The sequence below is a fragment of the Paenibacillus ehimensis NBRC 15659 genome, assembly GCF_004000785.1.
GTDB classification, from domain to species: domain Bacteria; phylum Bacillota; class Bacilli; order Paenibacillales; family NBRC-103111; genus Paenibacillus_G; species Paenibacillus_G ehimensis.
This window is the reverse complement of sequence record NZ_BILX01000014.1, coordinates 60,347-82,567: the sequence shown is the minus strand read 5'-3', so window position 1 is coordinate 82,567 and position 22,221 is coordinate 60,347. Positions and strand designations below refer to the sequence as shown.

The window sequence follows — 22,221 nt, the reverse complement described above, 5'->3', positions numbered from 1 at the left end:
ACCCTTTAATTTTATTGCGAAAATTACGATAAATGAAGTAAAGACCACTATGGAAAAGGGGGCGTTTTTATGCCTATGAGAATTACCGGTATGAGCTCGGGACTTGATATCGACAAAATGGTAAGCGACCTGATGAAGGCGGAACGGATGCCATTAACCAAAATGACTAAAAAGAAAACCCAGACATCTTGGACGATGGGGTTGTATCGGGAAATTAATACGAAGCTGTCCAGTTTTAAATCGGTTGTCGATGATATGAAATTAAGCGGCGATTGGAAGGCGACTAAAGCAGCATCCACGAATGCCGCAGTAACCGTATCGTCGGATGGAAGTTCCAATATTATGAATCATACGATTACTGTTGATAGATTGGCAAGCGGAGCGAGTAAATCGAGCAGCTCGGCAATAACGAATGATCTTGCGGGAAGCAGCTTGCCCGGAACGACCTCGATCGATTCCAGCAATAACAAGTTTGATATTACCGTTAATGGTATTAGGAAGACGATCACGCTAACCCCTAATGCCTCCTATACTCCTGCTACTCTAAGAGATGAGATTAACACACAGCTCTCTGCCGCTTTTGGCGCTGCCGTATCGGTTAGTTTAACAGGAGCAAGTAACGACCAGCTTAAATTCAATAGTACAGGACAAGTCACATTATCAGATGTGGCTGGCAACAATGGGTTAACAGCTCTTGGATTTGCAGCCGGAACTCAAAGATCCAATAGACTGGATAGCGCTGCTCCGATAGGATTCTCCGGAAACATGGTCATTAATGGGAAAACGGTGGCTATCGGACCGGGAGATTCATTATCTAATATCATGACTAAAGTGAACACGTCCGCTGCCGGTGTAACGATGAGTTACGATGTAGCAAGCGATAAAGTTATTTTTACATCCAAAGGTACGGGGAGTACGGCGAAGGTAGACTTAACTGGCACCGATAGTTCCATTTTAGCCGGGTTAAAATTCGTTGACAGCAGCCCGGTCTATGGGCAAGATGCAAGTGTTCAAATCGACGGTGTGCAGTATTACGAACAATCCAATACCTTTACCAAAAGTGGCATTACCTACACCTTAAATCAAACCACGCCTCCTGCAACGGTCGTTAACGTTTCGGTGACTAAAGATACGGAGGCTCTCTTCAACAAAATCGTCAATTTTGTCACCAAGTACAACGAAACTGTCGAGTTAATGGGCAAACGCTTGAATGAAGACAAATATCGCGGCTACGATCCTTTGAGCGACGATGAGAAAAAGGATATGAAAGAGGCCGACATCAAGCTTTGGGAAGAAAAAGCCAAGAGCGGCCTGATTCGAAGAGATAGCATCGTTTCCAAAACGTTGAGCTCCTTAAGAAGAATGACAAGCGAAACCGTTGAAGGGGTAACGCAAGATTATAATGCGCTTTATAAAATTGGTATTACGACGATGCCGTACAACATCAATAAACCGGAAGATGCGGCAAAGTTAACGATCGATGAAACCAAGCTTAAGCAAGCTTTGGCTAGTGATCCGGATTCAGTAATTGCTATGTTTACTAATTTTCCGGCAGACTCGGGTTTATCTGAGGAGGCCAAATACAAGCAAAAAGGTATTGCTCAGCGCATGTTTGACCAAATCGGTTCATCCATCAATGAGTTATCCGAAAAAGCAGGCAAACCGGGAACTGTTGAAAATGATATTAACACAACATTGGGCTCCTCTATGAAGACGTTTGAGCGCAAAATCGCGGATCTCGAAGCAAAAATGAAGAAAAAAGAAAACAATTATTATGTCATGTTTGCACAAATGGAAAAAGCGATTCAGAAAAGTAATGCTCAAAGCTCATGGTTAGCCCAAAGAATGTAACTTCTTGTTTGTAAAGGTGAGGTGAATTTAATGGAAATGAATTCAATGCCTTCCTCGACTAACATGACGGGTATGACAGGATCAGTAAAAAACGGGACAGATTCAACGGTTCAGATAGATAGTTATGGAAGTGTTGGGTACGTACCCAATACCTCTCCTAGTGCAACAGAGCTGTTGAAGAAAGAGAAGTTTGAGTTGTCCATTTCTGAGGAAGCCGTAGTCAAAGCGATTCAAAAAGCCAATAAAGCTCTTCAAGGCGTCGAAAAAAGATTTGAATATCGGGTTCACCAAAAAACAGGCGAAATTATGGTAAAAGTGCTTAATCAAGAAACAAATGAAATTATTCGGGAAATCCCGCCTGAAAAACTATTGGATCTCGTTGCAAAACTTCAGGATATCTGCGGCATAATTATAGACGAAAAGAGGTAACACGAATGATCCAACAGCAAGGACAAGAAACTTATCTGCGAATGCAGGTGACGACAGCGGCCCCGTGGGAATTAACCTTAATGCTCTATAATGGTTGTATCAAATTCATGAAGCAAGCATTGGACGGGATCCAAAAAAGTGATTACGAAGCAAAAAATATGAATATCAAAAAAGCAATCAGAATTATAGACGAGTTGATTGCAACATTGGATAAAAAATATGAGATATCTAAGAATCTGGATGCATTATACGTTTTTATGAAAGATAAATTATTCGAGGCTAATGTTAAACTCAATGTAGAGGCTCTTCAAGTAAGCATCGAGTTGATGACAGACCTCCGAGATACTTGGGTTAAAGCCATGAAATCTTTGAAGTCTCCTGCGAAGGTACAGTCGTAATGGTTTCGGTGCATGAAAAGCGGCTTTTGGAGCAATTACTGGACATTACTAAACAAATCTCTTTGCTTGCTTTTGATCAAGAGGAGAGCTTGGAGCAATTAACGATTTTGCAAGCAAGTCAAGAAGAGATCAGAGAACAGTTGGATCAACTTGGATTTGGTGTGCCAACAACGGATACCTCAGCAAAGGCAATAATTACGGAGTGCTTGGAATTGGAGCAATCCATACAGAAAAGACTTCAATCAGAGCAAAATATGATCAAGGCCGAGATAAATAAGCTGCAGGCCGGAACCTTGATGAAAAACAGATACCAGCAAGCTTATTCGCAGGCAGAAGGTTACTTCATAGATAATAAAAAATAGGATCAGACCTTCATTGGTCTGATCCTTTTTTTTTAGAGTGATTTTATAAATGGAAGCCCTCTGTATTGAGGAAATTGGTTATACATTAATTCTTTGTATTTTGCTTTTTCTTGAGCATCAGAACAATGCTGTAAAAATAAAGTATAAGATACGATATTGTTAGGATTCAACGTAAGAGCGGTTCTTAAAAATTCTAGCCCTTCTATTACTTCTCCTTGCTGAAGGTACAGTCGCGCTATATTTTCGTAGCCTGTAGCTTGAAGCATATTTTTTTGCAGCAGCATCGAATAATAGTCAAAGGCTAGTTCGATTTGATTTTGCGTATAGAAGTAATCTCCAAGTAAATTAGCTATCGAATCTTGATGAGAAGGTAACTGCTTAATAAGCCAATCATATACTTCAAAATGCCCCATTTTAAACAAGTCGATAAGGAGTTTGATAATTATTAATAAATCAATATCATCGTCCTTTGTTAAGGATCCGGAGAGGATATGTTCTATCGTAGTTTTCGTCAGACTCATTTCCTTGTTAGACGAAACACGGTTGAGATAGCTTAAATCCTTCCAAAGGCAGGCAGCCAAAAATAAAGTTTTAGAAAGATCCGTTTCTTCATGCTCGTCTGAGTGGCCAATTTTTGCTATATGTTGATCGAAAAGACTCTGATTATTTATGATCAATGCATATTGAACAAGATTAAAGGACGAGATTTCTATGCCAAATTGTATACATTCCTTATAGTAATGATCAGTGATTTCTTTTTTGCCAACCAGCAACCCCATTTGGAATAAAAGCAAGGCATTGGCAGCGGTCATCTCAGGGTATATTTTTTTAAGAAAATCAACGATGGAAGAAGTAGATTCCGTTGAGACTAAGATCATAAGCAACTGATATAGCACCAAGCGATCATCAGGCATAAGCTGCATCAATTTGGTTAAACAGTAGACAGCATTAGGCATGTCATGCAACAAACTATAAATATTCGAAAGTTTGGAATAAGGAAGTGAGCTTCCGTATATAGGGCTAATGAGCCAAAAACGTTGGTTTTTGCTGGCGGGTTTTTCTCCAATTTCTATCGCTTGGTTAAATGATTTAATCGCGTGATTATATAGACCAAAATGAGAGTAAACCAGGCCTCTGTAGCAGTAATAATCTGAAAAGTGGGGCCAATTTTGAATGGATTCTTCGATCAATTCACTGGCTTCCTTATATTTGTCTAAATAAAAGTAAGCGTTAATCATGGAGTTAACGCAGTGAAGATACCAGACTTCATTCTTCTTCGCTTTTTTATAAGCCCGCTCGTAATAGTAGAGCGCTTTTTTATAATCATTGAGAATCATATATTCATTTCCAAGTGTAAAGAAGTCATAGTCGGTTTTGTTGCTTAGAGATTCAAAAATAGATAAATTTCGGGTCGATTTATCTTTTCTGCTTCTTGTTTCGTCCGTATAACCGGTGTGAAATATTTTAAAGTGGTAGTTGGTTAAATGAATTTCGCCATGTCGGTAGGTAATTTGTTCATGAATAGGTCTGAAGAAATAAACATCCGGATGGTTCGTAAACAAACGAACGGCTGTGGATTCCAGAAATCTCCGATCTTTTACATGGCCCAGAAAATTGAAAATCGGCAAAACGATCCCTTGTGGCGCCATATGATCAAGATTTTGCAAATGTTCCCGAAGATGTTGGTGTTCATCAGGCTGGACATACTCATCCGCATCCAGTACCAAAATCCATTTCGCAGTGGATTTGCTTATCGCTTCGTTCTTTGCCGCGGCAAAATCGTTGATCCACTGAAACAGGTAGACATGATCGGTAAATTCGGAAGCAATCTCTACCGTTTTATCTGTAGAGCCTGTATCAACCACTATGATTTCATCCACCAGGCCCTTAACGCTTTCTAAGCATCTCCGTAGGGTCTTTTCTTCGTCTTTTACAATCATACATAAGGATAGCAATTTGTTCATGCCGATTCTCCTATGCTGTCTTAGTTTATTAAATATGGTTTTAACAAAGGAATATCTAAAAGATCGGAATGCTTCATTTGCAGCAATTCTCGAATTTGGTTATTCAATTTTTGAACTTGGCAATGTTGCAAAAATGTGATGTAGAGGGATGGAGGAACGGCTATCAATTGAAGAGCCTGTTTAATGAAGTAAAAAGCTTCTTCGTATTCGCCTTGAAGAATATAAAGCTTAGCTAAGTTCTCGTACCCTTTTCCTGAAAGCTTGTTTTTGTTGATTAAAATTGAATAGTAATCGATAGCAAGCTCAATTTGTTGTATTGAATAAAAGTAATGACCGAGTTCATTCGCCAACTCGTCAGCATACGCATTAAACCTCTCCATAAGGCGATCGTAAGTATCGAAAAAGCCAAGTTGGAATAGTTGAGTAAGAAGCTTGGTTAATACGGCAATATCTTTTTGCGATAACGCATTATCTGGCGAGATTCCCCAATAATAATCAAGGATGAACTTTAACGCGCTGGCCTCGTTACTTTTCGAGATTAATGCCGCAAATCTACGCTCCTTCCACACGATACTTGCAGAAGAGATTGTTGTCATTAGCTCGAGATCATCAGGCATAAGACTACAGCTTTCAATTAAGCTGCTAAAGAGGTCCAGCCTATCCAATACCAATGCTTGAAGAAGCTGCAAGTGAATAGGAAAAGGGATGCTCTTTTTCGAACATTCTTCTTTATAGTAATGATATAAAGGAAGATTTCCTAAGTTTAATGTTACCCGAAGCAGCATAAGCAAATGATGTTCTTTCGGGGCATCGTATACTTTATCCAGAAATGATATGATCGAATCTGCCGACTCGGATTGACTCATGAGCTGAAGGAGTCGAAATAATACCGTTTCATTGTTCGGATTGGAATACAGCAGTTTCGTAAGACAATAAACAGCCTCACGAATACGCAAATGCTCTAAATGAATGACAGCCAGTCTTTGGTAAGGAAGAGAAGTTCCGTAATTCGGACTAATGAGCCACGGTTGGTGATCGGCAATCTGTATACCTGGCTTTTCAGATCGCGTTATAGCCATTTGCAGCTCTGCTACAGCTGCATCATACAGACCCAGGTCATATAAAACAGACCCTTTGAACCAGTAGAAATCAGAGTACTGGGGCCAATACTGCAAACAACTATCAATTAAAAGGCAGGCTTCTTTATATTGTTCGAGTTTTAAATATGCGGTGATCATTTGGGCCCCACAATAAGGAAACCAGTATTTTTCGAATTCCTTTTTTACAAACGCTTTCTGATATTGCTTTAAGGCCAGCTGATATTGTTCTGTCATCATATATTCATTGCCAAGTGTGTAATAGTCATACGGCTTTAAGCTTCCGGAGTGCTGCATGGCTTGAAAAATGGATAAATTGCGTTCGGTTTTATTCTTAAGCTGAACGGTATCTTGGGTATATCCGGTATGGTAAATAACCAGGGGACCGTTAATGTAAGTAAGCTCCCCATGTCGGTAGCTTAATTGTTCATGAATAGGGCGTACAAAAACGATATCGGCATTTCTAGGGAAAATACGAGCTGCGGAAGACTCAACCATTTTTCCGGAGTTCGGATGACCCACATAGTTAATGATAGAAGAAATAACTCCCAAAGGCTTTTGAGGATCCAACTCTTTTAGGAAACTTCGAATATCCAGATCCTCATGCTGCAAGTATTCATCGGCATCCAGGACAAGAATCCATGGAGCGGTTGCTTTTGAGATTGCTTCATTCTTGGCGGCCGAAAAATCGTTGCTCCACGAGAAATCGAAAATAAGATCCGTATATTGCCGAGCAATGGTTTTGGTATGATCGGTCGATCCCGTATCGACAATGACGATTTCGTCTACGATATTCTTCACGCTTTCTAAACAACGAGAAAGGACGGCCTCCTCGTTTTTTACGATCATGCATAAGGTGATAAGCTTTTCCATAATGCCTCCCGATAGACGGAGCTCTAAAGTAGAACGATATATAGGTTTTATCGACAGGATCACAGAAATTGTAAAGCAATTAGGTATCACTTTTTATCTAAATTTGTCGATATATATAGTATACCAGATTCCACGTGACGAAAGCGGAGGAAACAACGTGAAAACCAGCATCGTTATAGCAACTTATAATAAATTGGAATATACGCAATTGTGTATCGAAAGCATCCGTAAATTTACGTCTCAGCATGATTACGAAATTATTGTAGTCGATAATCATTCGACAGACGACACCGTAGCATGGCTCAGTGTCCAATCAGACATTAAAGCGATTTTCAACGAAGAAAATTTGGGCTTTCCAAAAGCATGCAATCAAGGGATTGAAATTTCGACCGGTGATAATATTTTATTGTTGAACAATGACACGATTGTGACCGAAAACTGGTTAACCAATTTGTTGACTTGTCTGTATAGCAGTGAAGAGGTCGGGGCGGTAGGTTCGGTGACGAATAGCTGCTCGTACGGGCAAAGTATTCAAGTTCCTTACCAATCCATCGAAGAAATGTATCAATTTGCGGCACAGTTTAACCAAAGCTCCAATCCTGAGCTCTGGGAAGAGCGCCTGAAGCTCGTGGGATATTGTATGTTAATGAAGAAGCAGGTGCTGGATGAGGTAGGTTTGCTGGATGAACGATTTACACCTGGAAACTATGAAGATGATGACCTGTCACTTCGAATCAAGCTGGCAGGTTACAAGCTTTATTTATGTAAGGATACGTTTATTCATCATTTCGGGAGCGTCTCATTTCGAAAAGACGCAGAAGCATATAATAAGCTGCTTCGTACGAATCAGGACAAGTTTTTGGAAAAATGGGGGTTTGACCCCGAGAGAGCCATAATTTATAACGGACTTGTTAAGCAAATTGAGGCGGCGCCTAACGATTCAATCCATATTCTTGAGATCGGAAGCGGTTGTGGAGGAACACTTCTTTATATCAAAAATCAATTTCCACGCGCCGAAGTGTATGGGGTTGAACCAAATACCTTTGCGGCCAAAGTAGCGGGTAAGGTAACATCTCATATTTATCTGTCTCTGGATGAAGTTTTGGATCTGCATAAGGAAGGTTTTTTCGATATCATTATTACCGGAAATCTCTGGGGCCTGAATGAGAAAAGCGTGGAGAACATTAAACTCCTGCAAAAGCTGTTGAATGATAACGGGCAGCTAATCGTAATGGCTCCTAACTTGCTTCATTATCGGAACATAAAAAAAATGATCACAGGGTCGATTGCTCCTTCTGAACTACAGAATTGGAAATTGTCAGACATTGAAGTAACGTTCAAAGCCGCGGATTTATTGGAGTTAGAGATTACCGGTCTGGTAGAAGACGTTTTCCCACAAGACCGAGAGTTTCTCCAGCGATTAGCCGAAATGGCGGGGTTGAACTCTACACAGCCGTATGAAATTCATAATTATTTGGTCAAGGCCCGTAAAAGCAATAAAAACCAAAGTGTAAAGTCGCTAATCAACAATCTTTTGCTTCAAAACGAGGTTCAATCCAGTGTAAATAAACTTGCAAAAATAGATGCCGAAGCGATTTTAAACGTTATTGAAGATGCGGGGCATGCGCAGGAGGTTGAATTGCTGAACTATATTGCGGTGCAGTTTATCGAGCATCGGAAACCCGATCTTGCGCTGCCTTTTTTAAGCAGAGCTTTCGAGTTGGATGCCGGCCACGATCCTACTTTGTTTAATTTGGGCTTGGCGATGTATACGCAGGGTCATGACCAACTGGCCTTAGATTGGCTGAGCTTAATTTCAAACAGAGATGATAAGCTAGAGTATTGGGTGAAGCAAATTGAAGCGGGTCTCTATGCTAAATCTTACGAGAAGCATAAATTAAAGTTTTTACTTCGCAGACTGGAGAACGATGTCGAGGGAGAGGCTAGTTTGGCAGAACTGCTTCGAATGTTAGGCAATGGAGAAGTAACCATCGAAGAAATATCTCAAATAGTTGAGAACGATATGGTGGAAAAATCACAATTACTAACACAGTTAGCGGTGTCTTGTTATGAGCACGAACTACAGGATATGGTTTTTCCATTCTTTGAAAAAGCGTTAGAGTTTGACTCGGATAATCAAGATGCGTTGTTTCATCTATCATTTATCTTGTACAAGTTCGGAGAATTTGATAGTGCAAGATTATATCTTGATCGTGTGTTTATTAAAAATAATGAAATAGATGATCTTAAACAAAAATTAGGTTTATCTGATTTAATAATAGTTAACCATCTCGTTAAAATGAATCAATCATTGGATTTATAGAATAAAAACAGTAACTAATAAAAATAATTTAATTATAGATGTGAAAGGGCGACTCATTAAATGATTATTTTGGGATTACATTTTGGTCATGATGCGGCAGTTACCATTATGAAAGATGGAGTGGTTCTTAGTGTTATTGAGAAGGAGAGAGTAACAAGAATCAAACATGCAGCAGGTCTTGATTATCAAGACATCTTATTAGCATTAGAACGTACTGATATTGAATTAGATCAGATAGATTATTGTGCAGTAACTTGTACTCAAGGAATGGAGTATATATTTTTTCACCCTGATAAGCTATCATTCGAAATTGATTATAGCAATGAAATAAATTCTCCTTGTCTAAATTTGATTCAAAAAAACAACTTGACCATAAAAGGTGAGAGTGGGTTTTTAGAGGGTGTTAAAAATAAAAATAAGGCTGAATTCGAACCACAACGTCAAAGATTAAAACAATATATAGAACAAGGCTTAGTTGAGACCGCACAGACTTTTGATTCTATAGAGAATTTTTTTAGTTCAGAGACATGGACAAAAGTTAAGTCATTAAGAGATATATCTTCAACCAACTATTCCCACTTAATGGATGATAATTTTAGAAAAGGATTCCACCTGCCTATCGAGTTAATTTTGTTAGGAAAAAAAATAAAAGGAATTCTTCTTTCCCATCATTATGCTCATGCTGCATATGCATTTTTTGAAAGTGAATTTCAAAATGCAGCAATTTTTTCTCATGATGGCGATTCTCGGGCGTTACAGGGATATCGATCCGGTATGTTTTACTATGGTGAAGGAACAAAAATATATCCCATCACCCCTCACTACTTAGCCTTGGGATATATGTATGAAGTAGTATCCTCTTTCATCGGTTTCGATCTTGTTTCTGGTCCGGGGAAAATGATGGGACTAACTTCGTATGGGCAACCTAATTTCTTTATGAGTGAATTTGTAGGTAATTGGTATGATAGGCCGGAGCGTTTTGAAAAAGAAATTGTAAATGCAAGAGAAACTTTCTCTGTACCAAACCTTTGGATTAATATTGCACTAAATTTAGCCAAGGCTAGAGGATATGACTTAACCAGGTTAGCCCAAAAAGAATATATCCTTGACCCGATTAATGCCGATATAGCTTCAAGTATTCAAAAAACTTTTGAAGAAACAATGTTTTACGCAACAGAAGTTCTCATGCAAGCTTTACAAGCAAGTAGTATTCGAACAAAAAATTTATGTTTAACGGGCGGTGTTATGCTAAATTGCCCCACAAACAGCAAAATCTATAATGAATCATCGTTTGAAAAAGTATTCATTCCTCCAGCATGTGGAGATCCTGGACTTTCGACAGGTGCTGCATATGCTCTGTATTACTGTATTTTGGATAACCCAAGAAATGAGGTTCAAAGAAGCGCCGCTGAGAAAATTTATTTAGGAATCAATTATTCGGAAGAAGAAACTTTATCTGCGTTGAATATGTTCTCCAATTCGATTACGTATGAAAAGTTGCTTGATCCTTCAAAAGATGCTGCCGAACAGCTTGCGGAAAATAAAATTATTGGTTGGTACGAGGGAAGATGTGAATTAGGACCACGTGCATTAGGCCATAGGTCGATTTTAGCAAACCCTCAATTTGTATCTAACTGGGAAAAGGTAAACATCATAAAACGACGTGAATATTGGAGGCCATTAGCACCCGCCGTATTGGTAGAGGAATGTGAAAAATGGTATAAAGCTGCCCCAGTAGATTCACCATTTATGCTATTTAATGCACGAGTTAAAAGTTACAATATTCCTGCAGTTACGCATGTGGATAATACAGCGAGGATCCAAACGGTCTCTCCGGATAATGGAATGTATTATAACGTAATTAAATCATTTTACGAGATTACCGGAGTTCCGGTGGTTTTAAATACATCATTTAATGGGCCAGGAGAACCAATAGTAGAAACCCCGGAAAATGCAATTAGAATGTTTTTGGATACGGATATTGATGCCATATATATTAATGGCTACAAAATTGTTAAAAAATAAAAAAACCACCAATTTTACACCTGAATCTTTTGTTCTGCTCGAATAAGGAGGGGGAGACCTCTCCTTATTACAAGATAACATTTAAAAATGAAAGTCCTCCTCATTCGTCGTTCCCATAAAAAATGTTGGGTGAATTTGGACACTGGGACTAACACTAAGTGAGGTTAGTGTAATATGAAGAATTCAAATAAAATATGTTTTATCACCTGCTACAATGATGAGGTGCTTTACCAAGAGTGTTTGAAGTATATCCATACCTTAAAAGTGCCTGAAGGGTTTGCGATTGAAACGCTAGGTATCGTTGGGGCGGAAAGTATGGCCGCGGGTTATAACAAGGCTATGCACAGCTCGGATGCGAAGTATAAAGTGTATTTGCATCAGGATACGTTTATTATAAATAAGAGTTTTATCTCTGATGTTCTAACGTTATTTCACGATAATCCACAAGTTGGTCTTCTTGGAATGGCAGGAGCCATCGAAATTCCAACCAATGCTGTATGGTGGGAGGCTAGCGATAAAGTTGGACAAGTTTATGAAAGCCATAGCGGTAAGATGAATCTACTTTCTTTCGGAGAAGTGACGACAGACCATACCGTAGTTGCAGCTATCGATGGCTTTATTATGATTACACAATATGATATTTCTTGGAGAGATGATCTGTTTAACGGATGGCATTTCTATGATCTATCCCAAAGCACAGAGTTTGTCAAAGCTGGTTTTGAGGTGGCAGTACCTAAGCAAAATAAACCGTGGTGTATTCATGATTGTGGGATTGTAGATGTATCGAATGGATTCAATCATTTTAAAAATATATTCTTGGAGGAATACTCAAAATTTTTATTTCCGAAAGTGAGTATTTTAATTCCAACCTGCAATAGGCCTCATTATTTAGAGCTTGCTCTTAAAAGTGCACTAGCTCAATCGTATCCTCATATTGAAGTGATTATAAGTGATGACAGTGAAGATGATATTTCCCAAAGCGTGGTTGAACCTTATCTAGAGGCGTATCCTCATCTTAAATACTATAAAAATAAAAAGGAAAAATGGTTAGGGAATTTCCAAAATCTCCTTGAGCTTTCTTCTGGTAAATATATTGCTTTTTTAGCGGATGATGATTTATTTCATCCGAATAAAGTAGAAAAAATGACGTTTTACTTAAGTCATTTTAAAGAAGTTACCCTTGTTACTTCTCATCGGCAATTAATTGATGAAAATGGCCGAGAACTTCACCCGATTCCTGCTACAAGAAAACTGTTTGAGGTAGATACTTTTATTGATGGGATTGAACTCGGCAATTTTGTGTTGAGCAACTGTTTAAATGTCATTGGAGAAGCTAGTACAGTAATGTTTAGAAAGAATGATTTAAGAGAAAGAATAGGTTTTTATCGAGGCAAAAATTCCATTATGGGTGATATTTCGTCGTGGATATCACTTCTATCACTTGGAAAAGCAGTCTATATAGCAGAAACATTAAACTATTTTCGTATGCACAAGGAGCAGATTGGGCAAAACTCGAGCAAGACACTCGTTCCAGCTATAAAAGATTGGCTTACGTTAATTAATGATTCAAGGGAAGATGGTTTTCTTAAAGATGACATCCAATACAAAAAAGCTCTTACTAGTTATTTGAGACAATCTATAAATTATTTAGAATTGCTATATCAATCTAATGATAAAGTAACAATTGAAAATTTTGGTTTGTACGATAGTTTTGATTTTGCCTTGAGAGATCTAACATGTCCGTAACAAATCATTCCACAAAACCAAAAGGTTATTAAAAAGATCGCCGCTGATTTGAGCAAGTCAACGGCGATCTTCTTTCCTTTTGTAATATATCGGTAGTATCCTGTTTGCTTAAACTGGTTTCTTTTTGTTTCATTTAAAAAGGGTCAGGTTTCAGAAATTAGCTAACTTCAACCAACTGGCCTTCAACAAATGCATAACGATTATTACATTGGCTACATACCAATTGTTCCTCTGACGAAATAATATCTGCCCGACATTTGCAGACTAAGCCTATGGTCTTTGCTGGAGATCCAAATACTTTTTTGTGGGGGAGTACAGATTTTATTACCACTGAACCAGTCCCAACCAAGCTGTAGTCTCCTATGTTAAGAAGCTGATTTATGGAGCAATTTACTCCTATCCATACATTGTTGCCAACTGTAACAGCCCCAGCTATTGACGAACCGGCGGCGATTGTACACGATTCACCTATTACGGCTGAGTGAGCAATGTGGACTAAATTATCAATTTTTGTTTCGTTATGTATTGTTGTAAACTCACCAAATAGTCCCTTGTCTATGCACACAGATGAGCCAATTTCAACATCGTTCATAATTTTGACTCCGCCAACGTGAGGAATTACTTTCCTTCTCCCCTCTAAAGTTTTTACTTGAAATCCATCTCCTCCTATAACTGTATTGGGTTTTATAGTTACCCGATCGCCGATTATGGTATTTGGCATTATAACAACATTATCCATTATTAGGCAATCTTTTCCGATCACGACGGAATTATGAATGACAGCGGATGGAGCAATAATCGTACTTGAATCTCGAGTAGAAGAGAGAGTTTTAAAGTGTCCACTCTGATAATGATTCAGAAAAATTGTATAGAACAGTTGCTCAGGATTTTCTGATGTAATTATATAGCTTTTTTCTTTAATACATAGTTCTTTTAATGACTCATGGACGATACATGCTCCTATGTTAGAAGTATTAAAACTCTTAAGATATTTTTCCGCAATAACATAAGTTAGTTGCTGTTGAGGTTTATCTGTAACTGAAGAAAGATTTCCAAACTTACTTATTTGCCTATCAGTACCCATTAAATAAGCATTAAAATTACGGGCTATTTCAGATAGAGGAAGTTTTTCTCGTATGCCTAACTCCATTTTCATTCGCTCCCAATCAATCTTTTATAACAAAATTTATTTCCTTAAAATCTAAGGATTAAATTGATTAATCGTATCACATATATAACTTACATCTTCGTTTGATAGGGCGGGATGTACAGGAATAGATACAACTTGCTGCGACACTGCTTCGGCGACGGGACAGCTTTGTGACTTAATTCCCATTGATTGCAAATATTCCTTAATGTTACCTTGATGGTGAATTGGTATAGGGTAATGAATACCGAACCCAATTTTTTTGCTGGTTAAATATTTTACAAATTCGTCTCTGTATTTGGTTTTTAAGCTGAACTGATGATACACATGGTCAGCGCGCGGATCTACCTTCGGTAAAGATACTGCCGAGTTATGAATGTTTTCTAAATAGTAATGAGCATTTTTTTTGCGCAGACTATTCATCCCGTCTATTTTTTGTAATTGTGCTAGGCCAATGACTGCTGCAATGTTCGTTAAGCGATAGTTGAAACCAGTGATTTCGTGAACATAACGAGTTGTTGAACCATGGTTTATCAACTTCTTGCAATACCGTATAAAATTTTCATTGCTTGAGGTGATCATCCCGCCCTCACCGGTTGTCATGTTCTTGGTTGGATAGAAACTAAATGTTCCACATAATCCAAAGGACCCAACAGGTTTCGTATCATAGGTAGCACCATGAGCTTGGGCACAGTCTTCAATAACTGTAATTCCATGTTCATTGCAAATATGCATAATATCAGTCATTTGGCAAGGTTGTCCATACAAATGAACTAGCAAAAGGTATTTTGCATTAGGATTTTTTTTAATTGCTTCTTGCAAACTTTCCAGCGATATATTAAAAGTGTCTTCGTCAATATCGACAAAGGAAGGAATAGCATTGCAATATAAAATTGCATTACTCGTGGCAATAAAAGAAAATGGAGTAGTTAGGACAACATCACCAGAACGAACTCCGGCCGCTTTTAATGCAACATGAAGAGCTACGGTACCATTACATAGGGAAGCAGCGTAGGAATATTGAAAATGGCTTGCAAACTGTTTTTCGAATTCAAATACTTGTTCGCCCTGAGCTAAGTTTCCTTCTTCCATTATATTCAAAACGGCTTGAATTTCACGTTGGTCAATTAGAGGCTTAGCAATTGGGATCATTCGCAAATTCCACCTTATGTTTATTTAATTTCTTGTCTTGTGTTGTTGGTTGATGCTCTATTTCGTATTTTGGTTTCAATTTCCTTAATTATTTCAAGGGCTTTTAAACCTTCTTGTCCCCCTACCTTTGGGGCTATTCCTGTTTGAACGGCTTGAATAAAATCATTTAATTCCATTTGTAATGGTTCGAAATTTGCCACTAATACTTTCTCAGTGAGTTGTTCTTGTTTATACTTTATATCTGGCCTATCTTCGTAAAATGCTGTTTCCATTAGTGTTCTACGAGTAATATGTAGTTTTCTCTCTAACAAATCTGCTTCAATCATTTGGTTAGGAAGAACTAATCTCCATTGTCTTATTTTCTGTTCTGTGGCTCTACTCGTGGTTACATTAATCAATATCCCGCTCTCGCTTAAAAACTGAGCATTAACAAGGTCGTTTTTGTCCGAATGTACCGATATTCCATAAACTGAAATTAATTTAATGTTTTCTTTCAGTAGAAAGAAGATCAGATCAATATCATGAATCATAAGATCCAATACCACATCGGCATCAAATATTCTGGGGTCAAAGGGACTTTCTCGATGAATATCAATAAATACTGGTTTTTGATTCCGGAGAACATTCTCAAGTTCCAGCATCACCGGGTTAAACCTCTCTATATGACCGATTGCAAGTATTGAATGATTATTTTCAGCTACTTCTATTAGTTTTTTTGCTTGCTCTATTTCTTGAGTTATCGGCTTCTCGAGTAAAACATGTTTCCCATGGCTTAAAAAATCGCAAGCAATAGCGTAATGCGTGCTTGTTGGAGTAGCAATGCTAACAGCATCTACTAATGGAAGCAGGTCTTTATAATCTGAAAACCCTTTTATAGGATACTTTGCTATAACTTGATTAAGTCTTAATACGTTTTGGTCAACGACACCTATTAGATCCACGTTAGGTTGATAATAATAATTTCTTACATGGTGTAACCCCATATTACCAGCCCCTATGACAGCCACTCTTGTTTTCATCAGCATTCTCCTTGTATGGTTATCTTTGAATATTAATTTAACCCATTTCCAATTGGTCTCAAGGGAACTGGAAATGAATTAGTGGACATGCTCGTGGAAATCAAATTTGTAAGAGTATTAAGGAAAGCTTCATAAATTTGTTATTTGAACTGAAAGTGATTATTAGCAAAATCCGAGTTTTAAGTCTGTCAAATGCGCGGGGCTCGAATCTTCCGGTCACAAAGTAATACACAACATATTAAAATTATCGGTAGAACGGTAATGTAAAATTAGAGCATAAAATATGTAAGAAAGTTTAGTTATGTCCTCTAAGCTAATGTAAAAAACAAAACAAAAAAGCGGCTTAGTACCGCTCTTTTTTGTCAATTAATTAAGCTTATCCCCGAGCAAATTCAGAATGTCTCCAAATGTTTTGCAGCCTATTAAATGTTCTGTGGAAATTTCAATGTCTAAATTATCGTCGATTAGCGAGATTGTCTCGATAATGGCCATTGAATCCCAGTTCCTTGAATCTTTAAGTACAAAGTCAGGTGTCAACTGTCCTTTACCCAACATTAAAATCTGCTCTTCAAATTGTGAAGTGAAGTCAGCAATTGTCATCTTGTAGCCCTCCGTATCTTTATGTTGAATATGACTTAAGTATTAGATTTCCAAACCACATTACATGAAGCCCAAGAATATCCGACTCCAAATCCTACCAGCATTAATAATGAAGAATTATTGATTCGCCCTTGGATAAGTTCGTTTTTAAGAGCAATAGGAATTGTAGATGAAACAGTATTTCCGAAATTCTCAATACAAATAGAAAACTTATGTTCGTCGATATGTAACTTTTTTCTTAGATGCTCCAGCATATATTTATTAGCTTGATGGAATATAAACAAATCATAATCATCTTTTGTTTTATTAGATTTTTCAAGTAAATTTTGAATTGAACGCGGAACCTCTTTTAACGTGAAATTAAATACTTCAGGTCCATTCATGTATAAGTTTTTTCTCATGCGTACGTTGCCGAATGAATCTGTCGTTTCTTCAAGGTTAATACTAGAAATAGGTTCCTTAAGGGCACCAGCTGGAACGATTAGATTGTCGGCGCCTCTACCATCTGTCCCGAAATCGAAAGGACCGATTAAATCGTCCTCTGAATTAGTAGATGAAACAAGTGTTGCAGTAGCGGCATCACCAAACAGAACTTTAACACTTCGATCAAGGGGATGAATATACTTGCTGTAAGTATCAGATGTAATCAATAGAATATTTTTTGCTGCTCCGGATTCGATTAATCCTTTTGCTATCGATAATCCGTAGACATATCCGGAACATCCTAAATTATAATCGAATGCACCACACGTTGTGGGTAAATTGAGCCGACTTTGCAGCAAACATGCAGTTGTAGGAAGAAAATGATCTGGAGATTGTGTGCAATAAAGTAAGAAATCGATTTCTTCTTTTTCGCATAGTTTAGATTTAAATAATTTTTCTGCTGCCATATAGGCTAAATCTGAGGCAAGTTCATTGTCCTTAGCAATGTGTCTCGTTAGTATCCCGATTTTTTCGGTTAATTTGTCGTTTGCAGGATTGGCTTCGATCTGCTGAGGACAATAATATTCAATTCCTTTAATATATGCCTTTACCAATAATAACACCTCAGTTCTGAAATTCGGCACTAACTTATATATCGGTGATGGTTATCTAAAGATAAAGATGAAGACAGGAAAATGGTAGGTGTATTTTTTCCCATATTATTGTCTCCCTCTATATGAGATTCAAGAGCTCGGGTTTTGATAGCTGTAAAACCGCCCCACATTTAACGTGGGGTGAGATAATGAAATAAAACTTATTCAAACACCCCTGTGGACAATGTGCATAACTCTGTTGATAACTTTGCGAAAAATGTCGATAAACCGCGACACGACAGGCTTTTAAGCTGTGAGTATTTTATTAACGCCATGTTAATACTCGAATTTTCGAAATATTTCACCAACACGGCCAAGTTCGATTGACAGCGAGGAGCGGGGAGTGATATATTCGAATTGTGAGCGATGCTTGCAGTTATTTGATAACGAAGGGAATGTTTTACATGCAAGGTAAAGTTAAATGGTTTAACGCAGAAAAAGGTTACGGTTTTATCGAGCGTGAAGACGGTGGCGACGTATTCGTACACTTCTCCGCAATCCAATCCGAAGGCTTCAAAACTTTGGAAGAAGGCCAATCCGTTGAGTTCGATATCGTAGAGGGCGCACGCGGTCCTCAAGCGGCTAACGTCGTCAAGTTGTAATCATCCGGCTGGTTTCGGCCGCTCGTAATAGATGGTTATTGTTTGAACAAAATTAGCGCGAACTTGATCACACCCTTGGGGAATCCAAGGGTGTTTTTCGTGCGTCCGGACCTTGTCAGAAAGAAGCCAAAGGGAGCGTTTACATGACTGCCATAAATTGTCCAAATATTTTGTAAATTTTCCTCGAATTTTATGAAGGATTTTTGAAGGCGGGGGGTGAATATAGTATAATGTAAGTATGAAAGGAGGAGTCGCACATGAAATTCAACATTCGCGGTGAAAACATCGAGGTAACGGAAGCGTTGAAAGACCATGTCGAGAAAAAATTAAGCAGACTGGAACGCTACTTTGAAGCTCCCCCTACATCTGAAGTCAATGTCACTCTAAGCGTTGTAAAAGGCATGCAAACCGTTGAGGTGACGATTCCGCTTACGGGCCTTATGCTGCGGGCGGAGGAGAAGCACGCCGATATGTACGCAGCCGCCGATCTGGTTGTGGACAAGTTAGAACGTCAAATTCGCAAGGCCAAAACGAAAGCCAACCGCAAAATTCGCTTGGACGGCGGTATTAAGGATCTGTTCCGGATGGAACTGCCCGACGCTTCCTATTCCCTGGAGGATGAAGAGGATTACGAATTGGTGCGGACGAAGCGTTTTACGCTGAAGCCGATGGATGTGGAAGAGGCGATTTTGCAAATGAACATGGTAGGCCATAATTTCTTCGTTTTCTCCAATTCCGATACTGCGCAAGTCAACGTGGTTTACAAACGCAATGACGGAAAATACGGCCTCATCGAGCCGGCCAGATAATCCGTCCGAATACCTTTAGAAAAGAACAGAGCTTGTTCGAGCGTTTCAGCGGTGCGTCTAGCGATGCCTGCGCGTTCGGGCAGGCTCTTTTTTAGTAGATTCGGGAAATCGGGGCAGGTTTGTTGCGGTAGAAGGCGCAAACTGTTACAATTTAGGATAGGCTATTGTTTTTAATAAGGAAGGGGATTAGCAACATGCTAGGACTCGTTAAAAAAATATTTGGCGATTCGAATGAGCGCGAATTGAAGCGCATGTGGAAAGCCGTGGAATACATTAATTCTCTCGAACCTTCGATCGAACCGCTTTCCGATGAGCAATTGCGAGGCAAAACTGTTGAATTCCGTGAGCGTTTGGAAAAAGGCGAGGATCTGGACGATCTGCTGCCGGAAGCTTTCGCTGTTGTACGCGAAGCGTCCAAGCGTGTCTTGGGCAAGCGTCACTACGACGTCCAGTTGATCGGCGGTATGACGCTGCATGAAGGCAAAATCGCCGAGATGCGTACCGGGGAAGGGAAGACGCTGGTCGGTACGCTGCCGGTGTATTTGAATGCGCTCCTCGGCAAGGGCGTGCACGTCGTTACGGTCAACGATTACTTGGCCCAGCGGGACAGTAGCGAGATGGGCAAAATCTATGAATTCCTAGGGATGACCGTTGGGGTCAACCTGCCCAATCTGTCGCATGACGCGAAGCAGCGGGCTTATGCTTGCGACATTACCTACGGAACGAACAACGAGTTCGGTTTCGATTATTTGCGCGACAACATGGTTGTGTACAAGGAACAAATGGTACAGCGGCCGCTTTACTATGCGGTCATTGACGAGGTGGACTCGATTCTGGTCGACGAAGCCCGTACGCCGCTGATTATTTCCGGACAAGCCGCCAAGTCGACGGATCTGTATTATATTGCCGATCAGGTCGTCAGCCGCTTGGAAGAGGAAGACTACACGGTCGACGAGAAGCTCCGGTCCGTTGCTTTGACAGAACCGGGAGTAGCGAAGGTGGAACGCGCCTTCGGTATCGAAAACTTGTTCGATCACGATCACGTGCAAATCAACCACCATGTTCAGCAAGCATTGAAAGCCCACATTATCATGCGCCGGGATGTCGACTATGTCGTACACGAGGGCGAGATCGTGATCGTAGACGAATTTACCGGCCGTTTGATGACGGGCCGCCGTTACAGCGAAGGGCTTCATCAGGCGATTGAAGCCAAGGAGAAGCTGCAGGTGCAGAACGAGTCGATGACGCTCGCGACGATCACGCTGCAGAACTATTTCCGGATGTACCGCAAGCTGTCCGGGATGACCGGTACGGCGAAGACGGAAGAAGAAGAATTGAAGAAAATTTACAATCTGGACGTTATTGTCGTCCCGACAAACAAACCGATGATCCGTAAAGACATGCCGGATGTCGTGTACAAGTCGGTGGCAAGCAAGTTCCGCGCGGTTGTAAACGAGATCGTGGAGCGGCATAAAAAGAACCAGCCGGTGCTCGTCGGTACCGTATCGATCGAGAACTCGGAGCGGTTGTCCGAGATGCTGAAGAAGAAGGGCATTCCGCATAAAGTCTTGAACGCGAAATACCATGCGGAGGAAGCGGAAATCGTCGCACGCGCGGGTCAACCGGGCGCCGTAACGATAGCGACCAACATGGCGGGGCGCGGTACGGACATTATGCTCGGGGACGGAGTAGCTGAAGTCGGCGGGCTGCATATTATAGGTACGGAGCGGCACGAAAGCCGCCGGATCGATAACCAGCTCCGCGGCCGTGCAGGCCGTCAGGGTGACCCGGGTTCGTCCCAGTTTTACCTGTCGCTGGAAGATGAGCTGATGCGCCGTTTCGGGGCGGAGAACATCATGGGTATGATGGACCGCCTCGGTTTCGAGGAAGATCAGCCGATCGAGAGCAAGCTGATCTCCAGAGCGATCGAGTCGGCTCAGAAGCGGGTCGAGGGCAACAATTTCGATGTGCGGAAGGTCGTCCTGCAATACGACGATGTGATGAACCAGCAGCGGGAAATCATCTACAAGCAGCGCCGCGAAGTGATCGAGTCCGAGAACATTCGCGACATCGTGCTTGGTATGATGATGCCGGTGATCGACCGGGTCGTCGAGGCGCATTGTCCGGCAGATCTCGTGCCGGAAGAGTGGGATTTGCAGGCGATCGTCGACTATGCGAACGGCACGTTCCTGCATGAAGGCCAGCTGACCAAAGACGAGCTGTGGGGCAAAGAAAAAGAAGAGATCGTCGAATATATGCAAGATCTCTTGAAGCGTCTCTACGAGGAGCGCGAGCAGCAGATCGGTCCGGAGTTCATGCGCGAGTTCGAGAAGGTCGTCGTGCTCCGCGCCGTCGACAGCAAATGGATGGACCACATCGATGCGATGGATCAGCTGCGTCAAGGGATTCATCTCCGGGCGTACGGCGGTACGGATCCGCTGCGCGAATACCAGTTTGAAGGCTTCGAGATGTTCAATGAGATGATTCAAAGCATCCAGGAAGAAGTTTCGACCTACATCATGAAAGCTCATGTGGAGACGAACCTGGTGCGCGAAGCCGTGGTCGATGAGCATGAGATGGCCACAAACGGGGAACCGGCGCCGAAGAAGCCTGCGGTAAGCGAAGACCGGATCGGACGCAACGATCTGTGTCCTTGCGGTAGCGGCAAGAAATACAAGCAGTGCCACGGCGCATAGCTTTAAATATCTGGTGAGTCAATGGCACGGTAAATTTATAGGAAGCGGGAGG

The 22,221-nt window shown here is 40.4% G+C and carries 17 protein-coding genes; 10 read left to right on the top strand and 7 right to left on the bottom strand.

Features of this window, described 5'->3' with window-relative positions; genetic code table 11:
• The first annotated feature begins 69 nt into the window (after positions 1 to 69).
• From fliD to PEH01S_RS10860, 4 genes are read left to right on the top strand one after another with little or no spacing between them, the layout of a single operon-like run.
• Positions 70 to 1,851 carry a flagellar filament capping protein FliD gene (gene fliD / locus PEH01S_RS10875; protein WP_127485374.1) on the top strand — a complete coding sequence of 594 codons (1,782 nt, stop codon included), beginning with the start codon at positions 70 to 72 and terminating at the stop codon, positions 1,849 to 1,851.
• A gap of 30 nt (positions 1,852 to 1,881) precedes the next feature.
• Entirely contained in the window at positions 1,882 to 2,280 is a 399-nt protein-coding gene (locus PEH01S_RS10870; protein WP_246062880.1) for a flagellar protein FlaG, read from the top strand.
• 5 nt (positions 2,281 to 2,285) lie between these two features.
• Positions 2,286 to 2,678, top strand: a complete 393-nt coding sequence (gene fliS / locus PEH01S_RS10865; RefSeq protein WP_025847754.1) for a flagellar export chaperone FliS — start codon at positions 2,286 to 2,288, stop codon at positions 2,676 to 2,678.
• Positions 2,678 to 3,040 carry a hypothetical protein gene (locus PEH01S_RS10860; RefSeq protein WP_025847756.1) on the top strand — a complete coding sequence of 121 codons (363 nt, stop codon included), beginning with the start codon at positions 2,678 to 2,680 and terminating at the stop codon, positions 3,038 to 3,040. Before fliS ends, PEH01S_RS10860 begins: the two co-directional genes overlap by 1 nt.
• Before the next feature lie 32 nt (positions 3,041 to 3,072).
• Here PEH01S_RS10860 and PEH01S_RS10855 read toward each other — a convergent pair whose 3' ends face one another.
• Entirely contained in the window at positions 3,073 to 5,004 is a 1,932-nt protein-coding gene (locus PEH01S_RS10855; protein ID WP_127485372.1) for a glycosyltransferase, read from the bottom strand.
• A gap of 20 nt (positions 5,005 to 5,024) precedes the next feature.
• On the bottom strand, positions 5,025 to 6,974 hold the full coding sequence (locus PEH01S_RS10850) for a glycosyltransferase (RefSeq protein ID WP_127485370.1): 1,950 nt from the start codon (positions 6,972 to 6,974) through the stop codon (positions 5,025 to 5,027).
• A 157-nt stretch (positions 6,975 to 7,131) separates the two neighbouring features.
• On the opposite strand from PEH01S_RS10850, the gene PEH01S_RS10845 reads away from it, so the two are divergent.
• The 3 genes from PEH01S_RS10845 to PEH01S_RS10835 all read left to right on the top strand — a co-directional run bounded on the left by PEH01S_RS10845 (position 7,132) and on the right by PEH01S_RS10835 (position 13,068).
• On the top strand, positions 7,132 to 9,297 hold the full coding sequence (locus PEH01S_RS10845) for a glycosyltransferase (RefSeq protein WP_246062879.1): 2,166 nt from the start codon (positions 7,132 to 7,134) through the stop codon (positions 9,295 to 9,297).
• A gap of 60 nt (positions 9,298 to 9,357) precedes the next feature.
• Positions 9,358 to 11,322: a carbamoyltransferase C-terminal domain-containing protein gene (locus PEH01S_RS10840; RefSeq protein WP_127485366.1), complete on the top strand. Its 1,965-nt coding sequence runs from the start codon at positions 9,358 to 9,360 to the stop codon at positions 11,320 to 11,322.
• 174 nt (positions 11,323 to 11,496) lie between these two features.
• Positions 11,497 to 13,068 (top strand): glycosyltransferase, encoded by a 1,572-nt coding sequence (locus PEH01S_RS10835; RefSeq protein WP_127485364.1) that lies wholly within the window; start codon positions 11,497 to 11,499, stop codon positions 13,066 to 13,068.
• A 157-nt stretch (positions 13,069 to 13,225) separates the two neighbouring features.
• Here the strand turns inward: PEH01S_RS10835 and PEH01S_RS10830 are convergent, their stop codons facing one another.
• The 5 genes from PEH01S_RS10830 to PEH01S_RS10810 form a co-directional block, all read right to left on the bottom strand.
• Positions 13,226 to 14,218, bottom strand: a complete 993-nt coding sequence (locus PEH01S_RS10830; RefSeq protein WP_025847766.1) for a UDP-3-O-(3-hydroxymyristoyl)glucosamine N-acyltransferase — start codon at positions 14,216 to 14,218, stop codon at positions 13,226 to 13,228.
• Between the two features lie 51 nt (positions 14,219 to 14,269).
• Positions 14,270 to 15,367, bottom strand: coding sequence for a DegT/DnrJ/EryC1/StrS family aminotransferase (locus tag PEH01S_RS10825; protein WP_025847767.1), 1,098 nt, complete (start codon positions 15,365 to 15,367; stop codon positions 14,270 to 14,272).
• Between the two features lie 20 nt (positions 15,368 to 15,387).
• On the bottom strand, positions 15,388 to 16,386 hold the full coding sequence (locus PEH01S_RS10820; protein WP_164827782.1) for a Gfo/Idh/MocA family protein: 999 nt from the start codon (positions 16,384 to 16,386) through the stop codon (positions 15,388 to 15,390).
• Positions 16,387 to 16,752: 366 nt separating this feature from the next.
• Positions 16,753 to 16,986 (bottom strand): acyl carrier protein, encoded by a 234-nt coding sequence (locus tag PEH01S_RS10815; RefSeq protein WP_025847769.1) that lies wholly within the window; start codon positions 16,984 to 16,986, stop codon positions 16,753 to 16,755.
• A 35-nt stretch (positions 16,987 to 17,021) separates the two neighbouring features.
• Positions 17,022 to 18,023 carry a ketoacyl-ACP synthase III gene (locus tag PEH01S_RS10810; RefSeq protein ID WP_025847771.1) on the bottom strand — a complete coding sequence of 334 codons (1,002 nt, stop codon included), beginning with the start codon at positions 18,021 to 18,023 and terminating at the stop codon, positions 17,022 to 17,024.
• 443 nt (positions 18,024 to 18,466) lie between these two features.
• On the opposite strand from PEH01S_RS10810, the gene PEH01S_RS10805 reads away from it, so the two are divergent.
• The 3 genes from PEH01S_RS10805 (at position 18,467) to secA (ending at position 22,169) form a co-directional block, all read left to right on the top strand.
• Entirely contained in the window at positions 18,467 to 18,664 is a 198-nt protein-coding gene (locus PEH01S_RS10805) for a cold shock domain-containing protein (RefSeq protein WP_025847772.1), read from the top strand.
• Positions 18,665 to 18,921: 257 nt separating this feature from the next.
• Entirely contained in the window at positions 18,922 to 19,473 is a 552-nt protein-coding gene (hpf, locus tag PEH01S_RS10800) for a ribosome hibernation-promoting factor, HPF/YfiA family (RefSeq protein WP_127485360.1), read from the top strand.
• A gap of 194 nt (positions 19,474 to 19,667) precedes the next feature.
• The gene (secA, locus tag PEH01S_RS10795) at positions 19,668 to 22,169 is read left to right on the top strand and encodes a preprotein translocase subunit SecA (protein WP_025847776.1); all 2,502 of its coding nucleotides are present in this window, start codon (positions 19,668 to 19,670) and stop codon (positions 22,167 to 22,169) included.
• Positions 22,170 to 22,221: the final 52 nt, after the last annotated feature.

Bases quoted from the DNA above. Each gene is read 5' to 3' on its own strand.
- PEH01S_RS10820 (WP_164827782.1), bottom strand. From the start codon at position 16,386: ATGAAAACAAGAGTGGCTGTCATAGGGGCTGGTAATATGGGGTTACAC.
- PEH01S_RS10840 (WP_127485366.1), top strand. From the start codon at position 9,358: ATGATTATTTTGGGATTACATTTTGGTCATGATGCGGCAGTTACCATT.
- hpf (WP_127485360.1), top strand. From the start codon at position 18,922: ATGAAATTCAACATTCGCGGTGAAAACATCGAGGTAACGGAAGCGTTG.
- PEH01S_RS10805 (WP_025847772.1), top strand. From the start codon at position 18,467: ATGCAAGGTAAAGTTAAATGGTTTAACGCAGAAAAAGGTTACGGTTTT.
- PEH01S_RS10835 (WP_127485364.1), top strand. From the start codon at position 11,497: ATGAAGAATTCAAATAAAATATGTTTTATCACCTGCTACAATGATGAG.
- PEH01S_RS10830 (WP_025847766.1), bottom strand. From the start codon at position 14,218: ATGGAGTTAGGCATACGAGAAAAACTTCCTCTATCTGAAATAGCCCGT.
- PEH01S_RS10855 (WP_127485372.1), bottom strand. From the start codon at position 5,004: ATGAACAAATTGCTATCCTTATGTATGATTGTAAAAGACGAAGAAAAG.
- PEH01S_RS10860 (WP_025847756.1), top strand. From the start codon at position 2,678: ATGGTTTCGGTGCATGAAAAGCGGCTTTTGGAGCAATTACTGGACATT.
- secA (WP_025847776.1), top strand. From the start codon at position 19,668: ATGCTAGGACTCGTTAAAAAAATATTTGGCGATTCGAATGAGCGCGAA.
- PEH01S_RS10815 (WP_025847769.1), bottom strand. From the start codon at position 16,986: ATGACAATTGCTGACTTCACTTCACAATTTGAAGAGCAGATTTTAATG.
- PEH01S_RS10850 (WP_127485370.1), bottom strand. From the start codon at position 6,974: ATGGAAAAGCTTATCACCTTATGCATGATCGTAAAAAACGAGGAGGCC.
- PEH01S_RS10870 (WP_246062880.1), top strand. From the start codon at position 1,882: ATGGAAATGAATTCAATGCCTTCCTCGACTAACATGACGGGTATGACA.
- PEH01S_RS10825 (WP_025847767.1), bottom strand. From the start codon at position 15,367: ATGATCCCAATTGCTAAGCCTCTAATTGACCAACGTGAAATTCAAGCC.
- fliD (WP_127485374.1), top strand. From the start codon at position 70: ATGCCTATGAGAATTACCGGTATGAGCTCGGGACTTGATATCGACAAA.
- fliS (WP_025847754.1), top strand. From the start codon at position 2,286: ATGATCCAACAGCAAGGACAAGAAACTTATCTGCGAATGCAGGTGACG.